The organism is Methanococcus mangrovi, from assembly GCF_054506835.1.
On record NZ_CP197114.1, the window covers coordinates 1176236 to 1195291 of the forward strand.

At 33.9% G+C, this 19056-nt stretch carries 24 protein-coding genes and 3 tRNA genes; 15 read left to right on the forward strand and 12 right to left on the reverse strand.

What is annotated here, in order from left to right; translation table 11 throughout:
* Window positions 1–17 precede the first annotated feature (17 nt).
* From ACS5L2_RS06245 to ACS5L2_RS06285, 9 genes are all read right to left on the reverse strand, one after another.
* Window positions 18–176 (reverse strand): 4Fe-4S binding protein, encoded by a 159-nt coding sequence (locus ACS5L2_RS06245; protein WP_459201167.1) that lies wholly within the window; start codon window positions 174–176, stop codon window positions 18–20.
* A gap of 18 nt (window positions 177–194) precedes the next feature.
* Entirely contained in the window at window positions 195–821 is a 627-nt protein-coding gene (locus ACS5L2_RS06250) for a hypothetical protein (protein ID WP_459201168.1), read from the reverse strand.
* A gap of 8 nt (window positions 822–829) precedes the next feature.
* Entirely contained in the window at window positions 830–1804 is a 975-nt protein-coding gene (fen, locus tag ACS5L2_RS06255) for a flap endonuclease-1 (RefSeq protein ID WP_459201169.1), read from the reverse strand.
* Window positions 1805–1839: 35 nt separating this feature from the next.
* Complete coding sequence (locus ACS5L2_RS06260) at window positions 1840–4125, reverse strand: DHH family phosphoesterase (protein WP_459201170.1); 2286 nt, start codon at window positions 4123–4125, stop codon at window positions 1840–1842.
* A gap of 326 nt (window positions 4126–4451) precedes the next feature.
* A complete protein-coding gene (locus tag ACS5L2_RS06265) occupies window positions 4452–4985 on the reverse strand; it encodes a 2-oxoacid:ferredoxin oxidoreductase subunit gamma (protein WP_459201171.1) in 534 nt (177 codons plus the stop codon).
* Window positions 4986–4994: 9 nt separating this feature from the next.
* Complete coding sequence (locus tag ACS5L2_RS06270; RefSeq protein ID WP_459201172.1) at window positions 4995–5792, reverse strand: 2-oxoacid:ferredoxin oxidoreductase subunit beta; 798 nt, start codon at window positions 5790–5792, stop codon at window positions 4995–4997.
* A 93-nt stretch (window positions 5793–5885) separates the two neighbouring features.
* On the reverse strand, window positions 5886–6668 hold the full coding sequence (locus tag ACS5L2_RS06275) for a hypothetical protein (RefSeq protein ID WP_459201173.1): 783 nt from the start codon (window positions 6666–6668) through the stop codon (window positions 5886–5888).
* Between the two features lie 145 nt (window positions 6669–6813).
* A complete protein-coding gene (gene lysS, locus ACS5L2_RS06280) occupies window positions 6814–8415 on the reverse strand; it encodes a lysine--tRNA ligase (RefSeq protein ID WP_459201174.1) in 1602 nt (533 codons plus the stop codon).
* A gap of 182 nt (window positions 8416–8597) precedes the next feature.
* Window positions 8598–8671 (reverse strand) — tRNA-Cys (locus tag ACS5L2_RS06285).
* 366 nt (window positions 8672–9037) lie between these two features.
* Here ACS5L2_RS06285 and ACS5L2_RS06290 point away from each other — a divergent pair.
* The 13 genes from ACS5L2_RS06290 to ACS5L2_RS06350 all read left to right on the forward strand — a co-directional run bounded on the left by ACS5L2_RS06290 (window position 9038) and on the right by ACS5L2_RS06350 (window position 14219).
* Window positions 9038–9125 (forward strand) — tRNA-Ser (locus ACS5L2_RS06290).
* A 59-nt stretch (window positions 9126–9184) separates the two neighbouring features.
* Window positions 9185–9634, forward strand: a complete 450-nt coding sequence (locus ACS5L2_RS06295; RefSeq protein WP_459201175.1) for a 30S ribosomal protein S13 — start codon at window positions 9185–9187, stop codon at window positions 9632–9634.
* Between the two features lie 24 nt (window positions 9635–9658).
* Entirely contained in the window at window positions 9659–10195 is a 537-nt protein-coding gene (locus ACS5L2_RS06300) for a 30S ribosomal protein S4 (RefSeq protein WP_459201176.1), read from the forward strand.
* Between the two features lie 9 nt (window positions 10196–10204).
* Window positions 10205–10579, forward strand: a complete 375-nt coding sequence (locus tag ACS5L2_RS06305) for a 30S ribosomal protein S11 (protein ID WP_011171265.1) — start codon at window positions 10205–10207, stop codon at window positions 10577–10579.
* 57 nt (window positions 10580–10636) lie between these two features.
* Window positions 10637–11179, forward strand: a complete 543-nt coding sequence (locus ACS5L2_RS06310; RefSeq protein ID WP_459202623.1) for a DNA-directed RNA polymerase subunit D — start codon at window positions 10637–10639, stop codon at window positions 11177–11179.
* Window positions 11180–11239: 60 nt separating this feature from the next.
* The gene (locus tag ACS5L2_RS06315; RefSeq protein WP_459201177.1) at window positions 11240–11602 is read left to right on the forward strand and encodes a 50S ribosomal protein L18e; all 363 of its coding nucleotides are present in this window, start codon (window positions 11240–11242) and stop codon (window positions 11600–11602) included.
* 20 nt (window positions 11603–11622) lie between these two features.
* A complete protein-coding gene (locus ACS5L2_RS06320; protein WP_459201178.1) occupies window positions 11623–12036 on the forward strand; it encodes a 50S ribosomal protein L13 in 414 nt (137 codons plus the stop codon).
* A gap of 13 nt (window positions 12037–12049) precedes the next feature.
* Complete coding sequence (locus tag ACS5L2_RS06325; RefSeq protein ID WP_459201179.1) at window positions 12050–12454, forward strand: 30S ribosomal protein S9; 405 nt, start codon at window positions 12050–12052, stop codon at window positions 12452–12454.
* A gap of 38 nt (window positions 12455–12492) precedes the next feature.
* Window positions 12493–12699: a DNA-directed RNA polymerase subunit N gene (locus tag ACS5L2_RS06330; RefSeq protein WP_459201180.1), complete on the forward strand. Its 207-nt coding sequence runs from the start codon at window positions 12493–12495 to the stop codon at window positions 12697–12699.
* 31 nt (window positions 12700–12730) lie between these two features.
* Window positions 12731–12804: transfer RNA gene (locus ACS5L2_RS06335), tRNA-Pro, on the forward strand.
* Window positions 12805–12841: 37 nt separating this feature from the next.
* Window positions 12842–13018 (forward strand): DNA-directed RNA polymerase subunit K, encoded by a 177-nt coding sequence (locus ACS5L2_RS06340; RefSeq protein WP_459201181.1) that lies wholly within the window; start codon window positions 12842–12844, stop codon window positions 13016–13018.
* Between the two features lie 30 nt (window positions 13019–13048).
* Window positions 13049–13984 (forward strand): hypothetical protein, encoded by a 936-nt coding sequence (locus tag ACS5L2_RS06345; protein WP_459201182.1) that lies wholly within the window; start codon window positions 13049–13051, stop codon window positions 13982–13984.
* A gap of 46 nt (window positions 13985–14030) precedes the next feature.
* On the forward strand, window positions 14031–14219 hold the full coding sequence (locus ACS5L2_RS06350; RefSeq protein WP_459201183.1) for a 4Fe-4S dicluster domain-containing protein: 189 nt from the start codon (window positions 14031–14033) through the stop codon (window positions 14217–14219).
* 25 nt (window positions 14220–14244) lie between these two features.
* Here ACS5L2_RS06350 and ACS5L2_RS06355 read toward each other — a convergent pair whose 3' ends face one another.
* The 3 genes from ACS5L2_RS06355 to ACS5L2_RS06365 all read right to left on the reverse strand — a co-directional run bounded on the left by ACS5L2_RS06355 (window position 14245) and on the right by ACS5L2_RS06365 (window position 16273).
* Window positions 14245–14511, reverse strand: coding sequence for a HypC/HybG/HupF family hydrogenase formation chaperone (locus tag ACS5L2_RS06355; RefSeq protein ID WP_459201184.1), 267 nt, complete (start codon window positions 14509–14511; stop codon window positions 14245–14247).
* A gap of 94 nt (window positions 14512–14605) precedes the next feature.
* Window positions 14606–15079 carry a YqaA family protein gene (locus tag ACS5L2_RS06360; protein WP_459201185.1) on the reverse strand — a complete coding sequence of 158 codons (474 nt, stop codon included), beginning with the start codon at window positions 15077–15079 and terminating at the stop codon, window positions 14606–14608.
* Between the two features lie 39 nt (window positions 15080–15118).
* Complete coding sequence (locus ACS5L2_RS06365; RefSeq protein WP_459201186.1) at window positions 15119–16273, reverse strand: FAD-dependent oxidoreductase; 1155 nt, start codon at window positions 16271–16273, stop codon at window positions 15119–15121.
* An 84-nt stretch (window positions 16274–16357) separates the two neighbouring features.
* Here ACS5L2_RS06365 and aroC point away from each other — a divergent pair, with 84 nt between their 5' ends.
* Window positions 16358–17479, forward strand: coding sequence for a chorismate synthase (aroC, locus tag ACS5L2_RS06370; protein ID WP_459201187.1), 1122 nt, complete (start codon window positions 16358–16360; stop codon window positions 17477–17479).
* Between the two features lie 460 nt (window positions 17480–17939).
* Entirely contained in the window at window positions 17940–19055 is a 1116-nt protein-coding gene (locus tag ACS5L2_RS06375) for a GTPase (RefSeq protein ID WP_459201188.1), read from the forward strand.
* Window position 19056 lies beyond the last annotated feature (1 nt).

Sequence of the window (19056 nt, forward strand, 5' to 3'; positions counted from 1 at the left end):
TTTTAAAGCCTATTCTTTTATTCAGATATCGCATCTAATGGGCAATAATCTTTACATACTGCACAGTTTGTACATATTTCAATATCGATTTCTGCCTTACCAAACGCAGAAATAGCCCCAACCGGACAGAATGGAACACATCCTGCACATCCTACACATTTGTCCAATATTTCCATGTTTTCACATTAACTACATTATAAACTAAGGTTATTTATTTCTTGGTTTTTTAAATTTATTTCGTATTCTTTGAGCTCAGAAATACTCATTCTGCTTTTACATTTCTCTTTTGGAATTAAATATAATAATTTAGGGTCGTCATAGTCGCCTTTCAAACCTAAAACAATCATATCTTCGTCGGGAGTTTCTTCGTAAAGTTTTATAACTTCATTTACAGGATAAGTCTTTTTATAAATTGGATATACTGATTTATCGAAATAATAGAGTTCTCCATCGTTTTCTGATAATCCATTATTCATTAAATAATTAATAAACTGCTTATGTTCCCATTTTTCTCCAATATCTTCAGAAATTACAGGAATATTTTCTTCGACAACTTCTTCGACAATTTCCAATTTTTTTGAAAAGTTTATCAAAACTTCTCCGTTATCAGAACTGCCTGTAACTTTAATCTTTTTAGTCTTTAATTTTCGAATAATTCCGTTTATTCCAGCTTTAATTTTTTTGTAACCTAAATAAATTGCTCCCAAGACTATTGCTAAAAATATTATTGGGATAATCAAAATTAATCCAATTATTATCAAAGGAATTAAAAATATCCAAAATACTGGGGAAATTCCATTTAAACTGTATACTTTCATCATATTTACACCTAAAACCAGGCTTCAAGATTTTTCTGGGATTTTTTATTGCCCAAAAGATTGCTAATTTTTTCAATGTTTGGCAGAACCCTCTCTTTTGAAAAGTCATTTTTTTCGATCAAAAATTCTGCTAATTCATCACTTTTAGGGGTTTTTAAAGTTATATCGTATTTAGTTACTACATCTGGTTCATCAAATATTTTTCTAATTTCAGAATAATTTTCAATTTCCGAAATGTAATTTTCCATTTTACCTTTTTTAACTATTTCAATTGCTTTTTTTGGCCCAAATCCCTTCAATCCACCAGGATTATAATCAGTTCCAATAAGTATTGCAGCATCAATTAGCTGTTCAATTGAAACGTCCAGTTCAGACAGGGTTTTTTGAAGTTCTATCAACTCAATAGCTTTGTTTGATGACGTTATATTTTTTACAACATTTTCTGCACCATAAAGGATTGAATCGTAATCTTGACTTATTACACAAAATGCATTATTCGATTTTACAAGTTCTGCACACTGCGCTTCACCTTCTGAAGGGGCGTCGATATAAGGAATTCCCATCAATTCGAGGAGCTTTTTAGAATTATCTATTGTTTTTTTATCCAAAAAATTTGCTCTTTTGGCATATTTTTGCATTTCTTCCAAGTTATTCTTCTCTTTTGCTTCCAAATAACTATCAAGTGCACCTTCACGAGATTTTCTTCTTTCTTCCTTTGTTTTTTCTTTTAAATCGTGAGATTTACCATCAAAAACCCATATTGGGGTCATTTCATTTTCTAACATGTAAATTGTCTTATAAAAAATTCCGTTGTAAGTTGAGGTAATTTCTCCGTTCTTATTTTTCAAAGGACTTCCATCCCTTAAACGAATACTTGATAAAAACTGGTAAATTACGTTCATTGCATCGATTGCAACGGTTTTGTTTCTCAAAAATTTTAAAGAGATTTCTGTTTTGGGTATCAAATCTCCGAATTGAACTCCCATGTTAACACCAATTGCGCTAAAAAAAGTTAATTTAATTAATCTTTTTCTTTCATTTCTAAAACTACTTCTGAGAATCTATTTATTACTTTGTTTCTCAAACCTTCTACAAACTTCAAACTTCCGGCACACTCGTGTCCACCACCGTCAAGGGATGCTTCAGGAATTTCATCGATGAATTGTGTCACGATGTGGTTTAAATTGAAGCTGAATTTTTCGCTTACTGCATCAGTTGCACGAACTACTCCAAAATCAGGACCGTATGAAAGTGTAATTACTGGAGTATCTGCCCCATATTTTTCAACTATTGAATCATGCGCAAACCCGCAGGTTTTTCCCGGAGCTGGGAATGTAAACTTGTGTGCATATTTTTCAACATCTAAAGTGTTGAAAACAATTCCATTTGGCAATATTTCTGTTTTTATTGCAGGAATTACTGCTTTCATCTGTCTTTCAACCATTGCCATTGCCCGTTCATACAAAATATTTATTAGCTTTTCATGCCTTGCAAAGTCTTTTTTGTTCATTCCGTAAATGTCTTCTACAATACCCATTCCATTCATAAATTTCAGGTAAAATGCTTCAAAATCCATGCACTGCCCAATTTTTTCAATATCTTCCCTTGAATAAACTTTTCCAGTACCAAACTCTGCACTGCATTTTGTAAGTCTCTCAATTGCTATTTTTATGTAAGATTCTACCGCTTCACCTTTTGCATGGTCTCCAACAACAGCAATACCAGGTAAATGTTCAACGAGTTCAGTAACTTCCGGGTTTATCATTCTTGCAACTTCTGTTGCTAAAACTCCTGCGGTTAAGTTGCTGTCTCCCCCAACAAGGTAGGGGTTTACGTGAGCTTCAACATACTCGTCAATTTCCACTTTTCCATCAATTACTTCGCCAGGGAAGTGGTGGTCAACTACAACAACTTCCATATCGTAGGCTTCAACTTGGGATACTGCAGGAATATCTTCATCAGTACTTCCGTTATCTACCAAAACGATTAAAGGCATTTTCTGTCCGAATCTTAGATAATCTTCAATTGAAAATACCAAATCTTTTGTTACATCTTCTAACTCGTAAAATGGAGCTTTTGAAGGGCTTCTTCTAAAGTAGTGCCACTGTGCACCAGAATCCATTGAAAATTTCTCAAGAATTGGGATTACTGCTTTTTCAAGGGCAATTCCTCCACAGTATCCATCAGTATCTGCGTGGTGCCTGATAATTACAGGTCTTCCATCCAAAACTGCTCTTCGGATTCTTTTTGCAACATCTGCCATTTTTGGCCTTAATTTTTCTAAAATATCGCTTTCAACTAAAAATTCAATATCGCTTTCAGGTTCTGCTTTTTTATCAAGTTCTGTATCTATTTTGTCTTTTACTCGTTTTTCAGCATCTCCTTCAAGTTTTACGAGTTTCATACGTTCAATCTGTAGTTTTCCATCCCTTACGGATACTGAACCTACTACATCAATAATTGAACCCATGACAACATCAGGATGCGTTCTAACTCCCGCAGATTCAAACGCTGCAACCCACGCAACTTCTGAGCCATCTGTAAGTGTAAATACTGTTGGACCAGGTGTTTGAACTGCCTGAATTACTTCCCCCTGAATTCTAATAACTTTATCCTTCATGTTCATTAATCCGGTATCGAATATTTCCCTGATATCGATTAATTCATGTTCTTTTTCGAGTTTTTCGAGTTTGTATCCGGCAATTGGAACGTATCTTAAATCAAGTTCTCTTTTTTCAAGTTTTAATTCGGATACCTGAACAATAATTTCATCGCCAATTTGAAAATCACTCGGCCTTTTTCCAACGACTTCCCTGAATCTCAAAAGTCCTCTGGTTTTTTCGTTTAATTGAACGAATACCCCGTATTTTTCAGTCCTGTTAATTTTTCCCTTGTAGAATTTACCTTCTTCAAGGTCGTTCATGGTAAACATGTTGTCTAAAACATAAACTACCTTTTTATTATCTTTTTTCTCTTCTTCCTTATTACTACAGTTCTCGCAGATGGTTAAGTCTTTATCTTCAGGGTATTTTCCAATTTCACGGCCACATGAATCGCATTTTACAACTTTTCCGGTTCCATTACAGTATTCACAATCTTCATATTCAGGAATCTTTCCAGTTCCATTACACGTCGGGCAGGGAATTTCTTCGTCATCGAAATCATACTTTGAATTTTTTGAAGCATTTTTAAAATGACTTTTTGTTTCAAACTCTTCTAAATAACCTTTTCCTTCGCATTCCGGACATTGTGAATATTTTACTACCTTTTTTCCGGTTCCGCCACAGATTTTACAGTTTTCTATCATAATATCCTCTTAAATTAGATTGATAAATATTCAAATCATGAAATTAATCAAGTTCTTTAAAAAACAATGTTGATTTAATTATAAATAATTAATTAAAAAATTACTGGATTAAAAAAAGATTTTCAGGCGTTTTAATTGATTTTAAACGTTTTAACGGTCTAAAATAAATATAAAATCAATAAATCTTTTTAAATTTCAAAATATGTATAGCAATATGTATGAATATAACATTTAAAATTTAAAAAGCGATATTTTAAAAAAATAAATAATTTATTGTCATATTTCATAAATTAAAGAGTTTTAAAATTTAATAAATATAATTTAAGTTAAAGGTAGTCGTATCCTTTTTCGAAAGCCATCAAATTCTTTTTTTCCGTTCCTTTCGGGATACGGTCAATAAGTGCTTTTTCAACTTCTTCTTTTGAAACCAATTCTGCCAATTTTGTTAAAGCGCCAAGCATCACGATGTTTGCAACGATTCCAAGCCCGACTTCCTTGTTTGCAATTTCTGTAAATGGAACTTTATATACTTCATATTTTTCTTCGTAACCTTTTGGAAGTGTTACCAAGTCCCTATCAACGATTACTTTTGCATTTTCTTTTAAATCGTAACCGTATTTGTCAAAAGCAGGTTGTGACATTGAAATGAGGATATCTGGCTGAATTACTTTTGGAAAATCTATTTCGCTTTCTGAAATTACAACTTCAGATTTACTTGCCCCACCTCTTGCTTCAGGGCCGTAACTCTGTGTCTGAACTGCTTCTTTTCCAGCGTAAAGGGATGCTGCACGTCCTAAAATAACTCCTGCTAAAATTATTCCCTGACCGCCAAAACCTGAAAATCTTATCTCTTTTCTCATGGTATCACATTATTCCTGTAATTTTTTAAGTTGTTCGACGTATTCTGGCTTTTCGATATTTAAAAACTCTCCAACAACTATTTTGTTTAAAAGTTCTTCTTTTTCCATATTTTCTGCTTTTCTAAGAGTTATTGCACTTTCTTTTAAATTTTTCATCATTTCTGAAGGTTTTCTTGAAACATTGAATCTTCCGTAGTATGTAGGGCACTGTGAAACTACTTCAATAAATGAAAATCCTTTCTTTTCCATTCCTTTCTTAATTGAATTTGCAAGCTGGATCGGGTTTGCGGTAGTCCATCTTGCAACATAAGTTGCTCCTGCTGCTTTTGCAAGTTCGCACAAATCAAGCGGGTTTTCAGGGTTTCCGTAAGGTGCAGTTGTTGCTTTTTTCTCGTGAGGGGTTGTTGGTGAACACTGACCCCCAGTCATTCCGTAAATATTGTTGTTTATACAAATTACAGTTATGTCGATGTTTCTTCTGCATCCGTGAATGAAGTGGTTTCCACCAATTGCTGAAAGGTCACCATCTCCGGTAAATACAACAACTTTTTTGTCGTTTTGAATTACCTTAGTTCCAAGTGCAAAAGCAATCGGTCTTCCGTGAGTTGTGTGTAATGAATCACAGAAAAGGTATCCTGGAACCCGTGAAGAACATCCAATACCCGAAATTGCGATGTAGTCTTCGTTTTTAAGGGCTAATTTATCAAGCGCGTTTGTAAAGCAGTTTAAAACAATACCATTACCGCAACCTGAACAAAATATGTGCGGCAACCTGTCCTTTCTCATGTATTTTAGCGAAGGATGCATTTATCTCACCTAAAATCTATAACCATGTTTAATACGTCGAATAATAAAAATAATTAAAATCCAAATATAATTTGTTTAAGTTATTCTTAATGTTTATCTTTGTTTTTTGTTCATGTTTGCAGCGGCATGTGTAAGCTCAAATATTGCGCCACCAAGGTCGTTTCCGATATCCTGCAATTCTGAAATATCAAGTTCAATGTCTGAATTTTCAAATGAAACTGCAACTGGTAAAAATTTGTATGCAACTTCTACAATGTCAAATGGTCTGCAAAACATCTCTATTGCAACGAGTCCAGAAAAAATACCTTTTGATTCGTCCATTGATTTTGTAATTACCTTGTTTACAACAATATCTGGATTTAATGATGCAAGTATTTTTTTAATAATTATTTCTTCGGTTTTTCCGTCGCCTTCAAATACCGCTTTTACCCTTAAAAGTCCTTCTTCACTTTCCATTAAATAAATATCATCTTCATCGCAAACTCCTTCTTTTAAAGCGTTTAAATCTGCGTCGATTTCATTTTTTACATATACATTGAATGCGACACCGTATTTTTGAGAAAATTTTTTGAAAAAATCGATGATGTAACCAATAGTGTTTCCCATTTCGGTTCCAGAAATTTTCAATTTTGTAGGGGATACTACATCTAAATCCGCACCATACATCAAACAGTACTTAATGTAGTCCAAAACTGTTTCAAATTTTATTTTTAATTCCGTAATTCTTGTATAAAATTCCCCTTCGTCATCTGACTCGTTTGATAAAATTTTTGCACCATATTTTTCAGTTATTTCTGCAATCAACTTATCAAACTGTTCATCGACAATTTCTTTGTTATTTCCTTTTAATTCTTGGTATGATATAGTTTCAATCATAGTATCCTCTTCAAACTCGTTAGGACTTATGTATATTGCTTTACCATTTTTATAACTTTATAAGATTTGAGTAGTTTAAAACCGTTTTTGTAAAAATTGATAAATTGCTTTAAGTTACTAAAAAATGAAAAAAAGTTTTATTAAATTATTCAGTTAGTGAAAATCTTCCAATCACGAACTCTTTTTTAAGGGATGCTAAAAAGCTTCCTAACTTTGGACCGTAGTTTTTACCGAGAAGTATCTTGTATGACGCTACAAATGCATCTTTTGGTGCAAGACCCAATTTTGTTGCACTTTCGTACATTAATTCGTGAATCGTGTTCGCATCGATTTCGATATTTTCTACTTCTTTGGAAAATACTTTTAACCAGGCTTTTTGTTCTTCTGAAAGTGTTTCGTATTGCTCTTTTGCTTGCTCAATATCATTTATTTCTAAGTTTTCACCATAGTCTGAAGCCCATTTTTTAGACATGTAAAGCCTTTTTTCAAGCCTTGATTTGTCATATTCTGAAAATTCTGTTGGATTGTAGCCATTTCTTCCCAAAATATCGAAAACTCTTTCCATGTCAATTTTTTGAGTTTCATTGTCAATTGCAATTTGAGCAATAATTGAACAGAACCTGTATGCAACCTGTAACGGTAATCTTTCAGGTATTTTTGGAGTTACAAGTTCATATAAACTTATTTTTTCTTCTTCACTGTCGTTTAATTCTTCAGTTTTTTGCTTTTCGATTAATTCGAAGTATTTTCTCTCAAGTTCATCGTAGTCATCAACTAAATTTGAAATTGCTTTTAAGTCGAAATCTATGTGTTTTGTTGGTTTTCCTTTTAAAATTAAGAATCTTAAAACTTCAGGGTGGCAGATATCGGTCCAATCTTTTACTGCGAATACAACTCCAGAAGATGAAGACATTGGCATTGCCTTGTCACCAATTTTTAACTGAATCCATTCGTAAACCATTTTTTCTGGTGCTTGGTAGTTGTAAATCTGTCTTGCAATCTTAATTCCTGTATCGTATGATCCGCCGGATGCTGCGTGGTCTTTTCCCATTGGTTCAGCAGTAACTCCAAAGATACCCCATCTTGCAGGCCAGTCAACTCTCCAAGGGAGTTTTCCAAGACCATTGAATGGTTGAACTGTATTTTCAAATCCACATTTACAGACGTAAGTTATTGTTTTGTCTTCAGAATTGTATGCTGTAACTTTTGTTTCATGCATTTTGCCGCATTTTTCACACACAACGTTTAAAGGGAACCAATCATCAGAAAGGGGTTCTTTTCTGTATGAATCGAGTATTTCTTTGATTTTCAACCTGTTTTCAAGAGCAGTTATAATTACATCGTTGTACATTCCTGCCTTATAGCATTCATTTGCCCTGTGTGTTGTAATATCAACACCCAAATCTTCAAGGCTGTTTAAAAACGGCATTAAAAAGTGATCTGCATAACTTTTACAGCAACCTTCAGGACATGGAATCTCGCTTAAAGGCATTCCGATGTATTTTTCAAATTCTTGAGGTAAAAATGGATACAATTTTCTTAATGGATCGTAATCGTCCGCAACAAAAATTAATTTAGCTTTTGCACCTTTTTTTGCAATTCCCTTGTAAACTGCATCGGCAGTTAGTGTTTCCCTTGCATTTCCGATATGGATATGACCTGATGGCGTAATGCCGCTTGATACCACGTATTCATCTGCATTCCTTTTTTTCATTATTTTTTCCGATGTTGCATCAGCCCAGTGCATTGTGTTTCCTCCTAAAATTTTAAACAATTAAAAACAAAAAAATAATTGAATTAAATAGAAATTCATGATTTTTTAGGTTATAGCTGAAACATTTTATATAATTATGTGTTAAAAAAAGTTCTGAAAATAAAAATATATTAATTAATTTAAATTTATAAATTAATACTTCCAAAATAAAAAAAAGCCAAGGAAGGGATTTGAACCCCTCTGAAGCGGATCTGCAGTCCGCTGCCTCGCCGGACTAGACTACCTTGGCACATTTCCTACGATTAGACGCATGAATAAGAATTATGGTTCCAATATATAAACCTATTGGTTTATCTGTTAATTTTACTTGATTCACCATTTTCATATATTAATTATCTAATTAAATATATTGTTAATCTATGCAAAGGAATATATACAATAAATGTGTTTGTAGTTAAGGAAATCATTAAGGTAGAATAAAACACGACGTCAGAATTGGCGAATCACAGACTAAATCGAAATCTATATAAATGAAATTTTATAAGGTATAGTGTGATAGAAAACACGAGACCATAAATAAAACACGGTTAAAAAGACACTAACTACAAAGTGTGATAACTCTATATATGTCATATCTATCAGTAGCTATCTGTGTGCAGAGATAGTCTAGCCTGGGAAGGCGTACGGCTGGAAACCGTATGAGGCTTTGCCTCGCGGGGGTTCAAATCCCCCTCTCTGCGCCATTTATTTTTTTATTACTATACTTATCAGTCAAACACGAAGATCTCTGGAGGTGCAAAGAGTGACTCAGACAGAATTCAAACACAGAATTAGAATCTCAAAAACAGACCTTGAAGGTAAAAATCCGCTTGAATACGCACTACAAGAAATGAAAGGTATTGGTAGAGCGATGGCTAGAGCAGTAATCAGAGTTACTGAATTGGACCCAACACAACAGGCTGGTTATTTATCAGACGATGATGTTTTAAAAATAGAATCAGTATTGGAAGACCCTGCAACACATGGAATCCCTTCATGGATGTTCAACAGAAAAAAAGATGTTTACTCAGGACTTGATAAACACCTTATCGAAACAGACCTCGTACTTACAGTACAAGAAGACATCTCAAACATGAAAAAGATCAGATGCTACAGAGGTATCAGACACGAATTGAGATTGCCTTGTAGAGGACAGAGAACCAGAGGTTCATTCAGAAAAGGAACTTCAATGGGAGTTAAGAGGAAAAAATAATTAAAAAAATAAAAAGGTGAAAAAATGGGAGATCCAAGAAGATTGGGTAAAAAATACGATACACCTAACCACCCATGGATTGGGGAAAGAATCCAGAAAGAAAGAGAAATAAGCCAAAAATACGGCTTAGTAAATAAAAAAGAACTCTGGAAAATGGAAACTCAATTAAGAAACTACAGAAGACAGGCAAGAAAATTAATCAGCGACACCACAACACAAGGTGGAAAAGAAGCTGTTCAATTATTCAATGTCTTAAAAAGATACGCGATCTTAGTTGAAGCAGAACCAACACTCGACCACGTTCTTTCATTAAACATTGAAAGTATCTTAGAAAGAAGATTGCAGACCCTCGTATACAGAAAAGGTCTTGCTAAAACACCAAAACAAGCTAGACAGTTCATCGTTCACGGTCACATTGCAGTAAATGGCAAAAGAGTTACCGCTCCAGCATACTTGGTTTCAGTAGCTGAAAATAACGCAATAGAATACGTGCCTAACTCACCAATGGCTTCAGAAAACCACCCTGAAAGAACTGCCGCAGTAAGCGAAGAAAATCAATAAGGTGATTACATGAGTCAAAAATGGGGATTAGTACACATTTATGCGTCATACAACAATACAATTCTCCACGTTACTGATTTAACTGGAGCAGAAACTATCGCTAAAGTTTCAGGCGGTATGATTGTAAGAAACCAGAGAGATGAATCATCTCCATACGCTGCAATGCAAGCTGCATTCAAAATCGCAGATTTAATGAGAGACAAAGGAATTGATCAGGTACACGTAAAGGTAAGAGCTACAGGTGGCCAGAAATCCAAAAACCCAGGACCTGGTGCCCAAGCTGCTATCAGAGCATTATCAAGAGCAGGAATCAGAATCGGAAGAATTGAAGATGCTACACCAATTCCACACGATGGTACTACACCAAAAAGAAAGAACAGATAATTGGTGATTTTTTTGATAAAAAACATCCAAAAAGAGGAAAAAAGAACAGGGGAAATCATGAAAATGGAATTAAAAGCCCCTTTATCTTTTTCCAGTGCATTAAGAAGAATAATGATTTCAGAAGTCCCTACATATGCTATTGAAAATGTATACTTTTATGAAAACACATCTTCAATGTACGATGAAGTTCTCGCTCACAGACTTGGATTAATTCCAATAAAAGGAGTTCCAGTAAGTGGAGATGAAGTTATAGTACTTACAGTATCCAAAGAAGGACCCTGTGTGGTATATTCATCAGATTTAAAATCTGAATCTGGTGAACCTGCTTTTAAAAATATTCCTATAGTAAAATTAGCAGAAGGCCAGAAACTCGAATTAGAAGCCGAAGCTCTTGTTGGTACAGGAAAAATCCATGCAAAATGGCAACCCTGCAATGCAATTTACAAACAGATATCAAATGACGAAGTGGAATTTACAATTGAGTCATTCGGAAACATGGATGCTGAAGACATTATAAGATCTTCACTTGAAATTTTAAAAAACAAAGCTGAAAAATTCTTATCAGAATTAGAAGGCCGAGAATTAAGTGACGAAAATTAACTATCTATTCTTCCAAATTATTGGAAATTATTATGAATCAATATCAAAAAGGGTGAATTTATGAAAAAAATCATGTCAACAAACCCAAAAACTCCTGAATTGATTCAGAAGTTAAAAGAAGAATCATTCAAAAACAGTGCACCAATCTGGAAAGATGTTGCTAAAAAATTAGCTAAACCAGCCAGGAAAAAAGTTGAAGTAAACGTAAGTAAAATCAACAGATATGCATCAGAAGGCGATGTAATCTTAATTCCAGGCAAAGTACTCGGTGCTGGGTCATTAAAAGTAAACGTAACCGTTGCAGCATTTTCATTCTCAGAAACTGCAAAATCAGCAATTGAAGCTGTAGGCGGAAAATGTTTAACAATCGAAGAACTTATTGCAGAAAACCCTAAAGGTTCTAAAGTAACCATTATGGCGTAATTAAACACGAAGGTGGAATTATGGTTGTTGTAAACGCTGAAAATGCAGTTGTTGGAAGATTAGCTTCATACGTTGCTAAACTTGCACTAAGCGGTGAAGAAGTAACCGTTGTAAACGCTGAAAAAGCAATTATGACTGGAAACAGAGAATACATATTCCAAAAATATGTACAACTCAGAACGAGAAAAAGTATTTCAAACCCTAAAAAAATGGGTCCAAAATATCCAAGAAGGCCTGATGACATAATAAGAAGAATTATCAGAGGAATGCTCCCATACAAAAAACCAAGAGGAGTAGAAGCTTTCAAAAACATTAAAATTGAAGTTGGAGTTCCTGAAGGAGTTTCTATCGACATTAACTTAGGTAGCGCACCAAACACAATCAAATATGTGACCGTTGGAGAATTAAGCCAATTCTTAGGTGCTAAATTCTAATTGAGGTGAAAGTGTGAAAGTAGTCCACACAGTAGGTAAAAGAAGAACCGCAATTGCAAGAGCTACTGCAACAGAAGGAAGCGGTAAAATCAGAATTAACAAAAAACCATTAGAATTAATGGAACCTAAATACATCAAAATGAAATTAATGGAACCTGTTATCTTAGCAGGCGAAGCCTTAAGCAACATTGATGTAGATATTGATGTTAAAGGTGGCGGTATTGTAAGCCAAATGGATGCTACAAGAACCGCACTCGGTAAAGCTATTGTTGAATTTACTGGTAAAATGGATTTAAAAGAAACATTCTTAAGTTACGACAGGACATTACTTGTCAGTGACGCAAGAAGAACCGAACCACACAAACCAAGTAAATCCTCAAAAGGTCCAAGAGCTAAAAGACAAAAATCATACAGATAATTATTTTTCTTTCCCTTACGTTTTTTTAGGTGGTAATAGTGATATTTCCAATCAGATGTTTTTCTTGCGGGAATGTAATTTCAGAAGTCTACGAAGAATACAGAACAAGACTTAAAAATGGCGAAAACCCTGAAGAAATTTTAAACGACTTAGAAATTAAAAAATACTGTTGTAGAAGAATGTTTGCATCCCACAGATTGGACAATGACAAAGAGTTATTTGACGATATCGTCGAATACAAATAATTATTTATTATTTACTAACTACCTATCCGTCGGGGCCGTGGGGTAGCCTGGCCATCCTGTGCGTCTGGGGGGCGTGCAACCCGAGTTCAAATCTCGGCGGCCCCACTTTTTATTAATCTATAAGTCTTCCTTGGGTGATTTTATGAAATTAACCAAATTTGAAACTGCACGGTTAGTTGGTGCAAGGTCCCTCCAAATTTCTGACGGTGCGCCACTGACGATTGAATCAGACCAGACCTCGTCATTGAATTTGGCTGAAGATGAAGTAAAACAGGGTAAACTCCCACTATGTGTTAAAAAACAAGTTAAAAAACAGTAATAACTATTTTAAATTTTTTGGGGGATTTTCGTGGAAAACAGTACATCCATAAAAAGGATAACTGCAAAAAAGGTTTTTAAAGACTCAAAAATCCAAGTCAAGATTGCTACACTGACCAACAAAGGAATTGGTTATGATGTAATAGATGCAGAAAATCCTGACTACGTAATTTCTGATGTCGAAAACGTAATTGCTCCAGAACTTGTTGGGTATCCTGCCTATGACCAGGATATTATCGATTCAATAATATGCGACACATCAGTAGACAGCCCAAAAGTCACAATGGGCACATCCTTGAGTGTTGCAAGAGCTGCTGCAAACAGCGTTGAAATTCCATTGTTTAAACATATTGGTGGAGTATTATCTACAAACCTTCCAATTGTGGGATGCTCTTTAGTTTCAGATGGAATGAACCAGCTTTTGACAATCCCAATGGCTGAATCAATTGGCGAAATGATATATGTTTACAATAAACTGTTAGCCGAACTTTCTGAAGAGTACACGTTTAGAAATAACTACGGAGAGTACATTTCTAAAAATATATTCAAAGATATTGGAAAATTCAAAGAAATTGTAACAGAAATTTCTGAAGAAGAAGACATTGAGATTTTATCGGGTGCAAAAATTTCAGAATTTAAAAAAGAAATTGAAGAACTCGATTACTTGGAAAGTTCTGAAATAATTGAATTTGATGGAATATTGTGTACTGAAAATATCGATGAAGAAGCAGATTTTTCAAAAATAGACCCTTATTCCATGGGAACTCTTACAGAAATGAATTATTACATCAATTATACAATTGAAAAAGGATTAACTCCAACAATTTCAGGAAACAACACTTCATTTCCGCACATAGCAATTGGGTTTAAAGTTCCGTTTTTGCGTGCAAATATCAACTCAAAAGTATTAAACGAAATCTGGAATATTGAAAGGATTTTAAACAGTCCAAATATTACAAGATTTTAATACTTTAACTTTTAAAAAATATAATGTAAAAAAATGAGGGGATAAAATGAGTGTTGTAATTGATTACGATAAATGCAAAGGCCCAGAATGTGCCGAATGCGTAAATACCTGTCCAATGGAAGTTTTTGAAATTCAAGGGGACAAAGTAGTTGTTGCACGAGAGTCCGACTGTACATTATGTATGGTGTGCGTTGACGTATGCCCAAATAGTGCAATAACTGTAAAAGAAGACTAAATATTAATTATTTTTTTAATTTAGATTATTCAGAATTTTCTTTTTTAACTCCGTCCATTTCGTCAAGTACGTCAAAGAGTTCTTCCCATGCATCTAAACTTAATTTTGCTTCTTCTTCACTCATTTTTTCAAGGGCGTAACCTGTGTGGATTAATACGTAATCCCCGATTTCAACGCCTTCGATAAGTGCAAGTTTTGCTTTTTGTTTTACACCCTTGTATTCTGCAAGAGCGTATCTTTCGCCATCTTCTTCAAATATATCGATAACTACGGATGGAATTGCAAGACACATGTTTTCACCTGAAATAATAAACGATAAAAATAATATTTTTAAATCTGTAATTAATCTATTTATAAATATCGATAAAACTTTCAAAATAAAGCCACTAAAACGGCAGTATACTACTTAAAGCTGCAAATGGGAGTACTAAAAGCCCGTGTTTTATAATCCTACTTATGATTAATGCTGAAACGTAAATTTTAAAAGGCATTTTAAATATCCCTGAAATCCAGCATATAACTTCAAATGGAATTGGAGTAAAACTAATAACAATTATTCCAAAAGCGCCCCATTTATTTAAAAATTCTTCTGCACTTGAATATTTTTCCTTATTAAATATCTTTAAAAAAAGATTTTCGCCGTATTTTGAAGCTATGAAGTAAGTTACAATTCCGCCAAGCGTACTTCCTAACGTTGACACCAATATTACATACCGCCAGTCGAGCCCGAGCGCAAGTCCTCCAACCATGAAAACTTCGGTTGGAATTGGCTGGAAAATTGGCTCAGAAAATCCAATTAAAAAAATAGCCAAAAGACCATAATTACTGACAAAATCCATCCCTGCTGCAACAAAATCCATCGTATACCATTTTTTAAAAAATATATAATTAATTAATATTTAAACTTGCCAGTAAAATGGGTCTGTTGTCGGATAAACTTCGACAAAGTCTTTGTAAACATCAATTCCTTTTAGATACTGTGCAAAGTATGATGCAAGTTCCGTTGCAGTATTCATTGCAACTGCACCAACTGCTTTTCCATTTTCATAGTATATTCTATTCATTCCACGTTTTTGAGCTTTTTTAAAATAGTAACCTGTTCCAGGACGATTGTACGACGTTTTGAAATCTTTTGTCTGTTTTCCAATCAATAAAACATTAACAGGCATTCGAATTGTAGCAATTTCAATTCCGTAATCCATTTTTTTTAAGGGAAGATTATTTATCTCGTTATAAATATTTTCTGCAACAGTTTTCCCCTCACGGTTAGCAATTGGAGTATATCCCCCCCTTACAGAATCCCCGCAAGCATAAACTTTTGATTTTCCCAAAACTTGAAAATATTCATTTGTTTTATATCGGGGCGTTCCACCGATAGCTAAAATATTAAAATACTCATCATTATGAAGCATTTTCTTCATTTCTTCTTCATTGTGTGTTATTTTAAAATTTGAAAGATTATTTATAATATAATCTCGAACTTCATCGTCTTCAATTTTTTTTAAAAACTTTGACCTCGCGTAAACCGTAACTTCGCTTCCAAATGTTGAAAAAATCGATGCATATTCTGCTGCAACAGTTCCACCGCCGATTATTAACATTTTTTTTGGCAGTTTTTTTAGATATGGAATTTCGCTGTGAGTTGCGCATTCAACTCCGAGGTAAGTTTTATCATAATTTTGTCCGTTCGCATAAACCACGTAATCGTAGTTTTTTTCGTATTCTTCGTTAAATTCTTCAAATTTTACAAAAATTCCCCTTTCATCAAGCGTTTTTTTAGCATTTTCTCGCATTGCTTTATGAATTTTATAAACTTTTTCGTGCAATTCGTCAAGTGAAATTATATCGTTTAAAACATGTTTCTTTCCGGTTATCGCGTTTAAATTGTCAATTATATCTGAAACTTCTTTTAACGCATTTATGTACCTGCAACCGTAATTTAAGCAGGTACCTCCAAGTTTATCTATTTCATAAAGTTCAACTTCAAGTCCCAATTTAGAAAGCGCATGCGCACATGAAAGACCTGCAGGCCCTCCCCCCACTACTGCAATCATGGTTCATCCCCTCATTTTTTAAACCAGTATATCTAATGTATTGAATGTGTTTATGTTTATATTTTACGAAATCACGGTGATACCTTGAACACTTTTGGGGATAATTTTAGAGTAACCACCTGGGGAGAAAGCCACGGAAAAGCATTAGGCGCAGTAATTGATGGATGTCCTGCAAATCTACCCATTTCAGAAGAAGAAATTCAAAAAGAATTAAATAGAAGAAGACCCGGATATAGTATCTTCTCGACACCTCGAAAAGAAGAAGATACTGTAGAAATTCTTTCAGGAATTTTTGAAGGAAAAACCACTGGAACGCCAATTTCAGGACTTGTTTTTAATAAAGGACAAAAATCAAAAGATTATAGTAAGATTAAAGACACCCCAAGACCAGGACATGCGGATTTAAACTACTTTTTAAAATACGGAAATTATGACTATCGAGGCGGTGGACGAAGCAGCGGAAGAACCACAATTGGAAACGTGATTGGTGGAGCAGTTGCTAAAAAACTAATCGAATTTACAAAAAATATCAAAATAATCGGGTATTCTACCAAAATTGGAAAAATAAACGGAGATTTTGATTACTACAAAAACCCAGAATTCTTTGAAAGTGATTCAAACATTGAAAAATTATTCGAAAAAATAGAAAGTAATCCACTAAGGTGCCCTTCAAAAAATAGCGATGAAATGAAAGATTACGTTCTCGATGCAATGGATAAAAAAGACAGTGTTGGCGGAGTAATTGAAATAATTATAAAAGGAATCCCACAAGGTGTTGGAAATCCAGTATTTAACAAATTAGAAGGAAAACTTGGAAGTGCGTTCATTGGAATTAACGCCGTAAAAGGATTTGAAATCGGTCGCGGTTTTGAATCTTCAGAACTTTACGGAAGTGAAATGAATGATTCATATTACATGAGTGAAAATTCAATAAAAGAAAAGACCAATAATTCCGGTGGGATTATCGGCGGAATCAGCACTGGTTCTCCAGTAGTTCTCAGGGTTTCAATAAAACCTACTCCTTCAATTTCAAAAATTCAAGATAGTGTAAATTTAATATCGAATGAAAATGAAAAAATCGAAATTGGCGGAAGACACGACCCAATAATCGTTCCAAGAGTAATTCCAGTACTCGAATCAATGGCTGCAATAACAATTGCAGATTTAATGATTTCGGGCGGATACATTAATCCTTGCAGAATATAAAACGATTGAAAAAACGTTTTAACTATTTTTAAAAATAATAAAAAAAGGTGGATGCTGAACTCAATCCAAAAAAATCCTGCATCCTAACGATTAATCCCCATTAATCCAACGATAATAGCACCTGTATGTTATCTACAAGCAAGTGCAGTATAAACTTTTAATATCATTGTATATATACGTTTTGTGAGGAATGGGGGATATTACCTGCAAAACGCCATTAAAATCTATTAAATCAATTTTAAACAACATTTAAACATTTTTGATAAAAAAATTTTGTAAATGATATAACAGGTTTCGAGTGTAATTTACGATACCCCTCCAAAGATTGAGTTCATATATCAAGGATTAAAAGTTTCTTTTTTAAAATAGCCCTATTTGATATTATTTTAAACGACAGATTATATTATATATAAAGTCGAATTATGTTAAATAACCAGATAAACACCCGAAGATTGATAATATGGAAAAAAAAATTCCCATGAGAAGAATGGTTCATAAAATAATATATGAATGCAATATCGTGCTCCTTGTTGTTGATGCAAGGGACCCTGAAACCACGAGAAACAGGACACTTGAAGAGTACACGATTGAAAAAAATAAAAAATTAATTTACGTGATTAACAAATCAGATTTAGTTCCAAAAAAAATTCTTGAAAAATGGAAAGAAAAATTCAAATCTGAAAACCCTAATTCTTCGGTTGTTTTTGTCAGTGCGAAAGAAAAATTGGGCACAAAAATGTTAAGAGATGAAATTAAAGCTTATTTAAATTCAAACAACATAAAATATGGCCTTGTTGGAATTGTTGGCTATCCCAATGTCGGAAAATCATCCGTAATCAATGCATTGACAGGCAAAAAAAGCGCAAGAAGTGGACTTACTGCAGGACTTACTGTTGGAGAACAGTGGGTAAAATTAACAAAAGATATTAAATTACTCGATTCTCCAGGTATAATCGAACCAAAAGATGAAGATGAACTCGTAATCTCTGGCGCATTAAGGTACGAAAAAGCAAAAAACGTGGTATCCCCAGCATTAAAAATTTTAAGCCGCGTTCATGCATTTGATAGCACGATTTTAAAAGAATACTACGGCTTTGAAATCGGAGAAGAAATTAACGAAGAAATTCTTGAAAAAATCGGAATTAAATTAAATTTCCTCGCAAAAGACAGCAAAATTGACATCGACAGGACTTCAAAATCAATTATTCGAGATTTCCAAAACGGCAAACTAAACTACCACAGGATGAATTTAAAAAAATACGAACAAAAAAGAACCAAAAATATTGACTTTATAACAAAACATCTTGAAAATTTCCCTTTTATCAACGATGCCGACCAGGTTATAGCTCATCTTGAAAATATAAGTGAACTTGGAAATTTAAACACACGACCAGTTATTGGAATAAAAGAATTAGATGATGCTTTTGTAATAATATCTTTTTCTGAAAAATCAAGAGATACTGGCAGGAAAAAAGTTGAAGAACTTGCAAGAACGAGCGATGTTGAATTATATTCCCTTGGTGACGGAAGAGTTGGAAAACACAGAATTTACGTTGGAGTAGGCGAAAAAAAGTAAA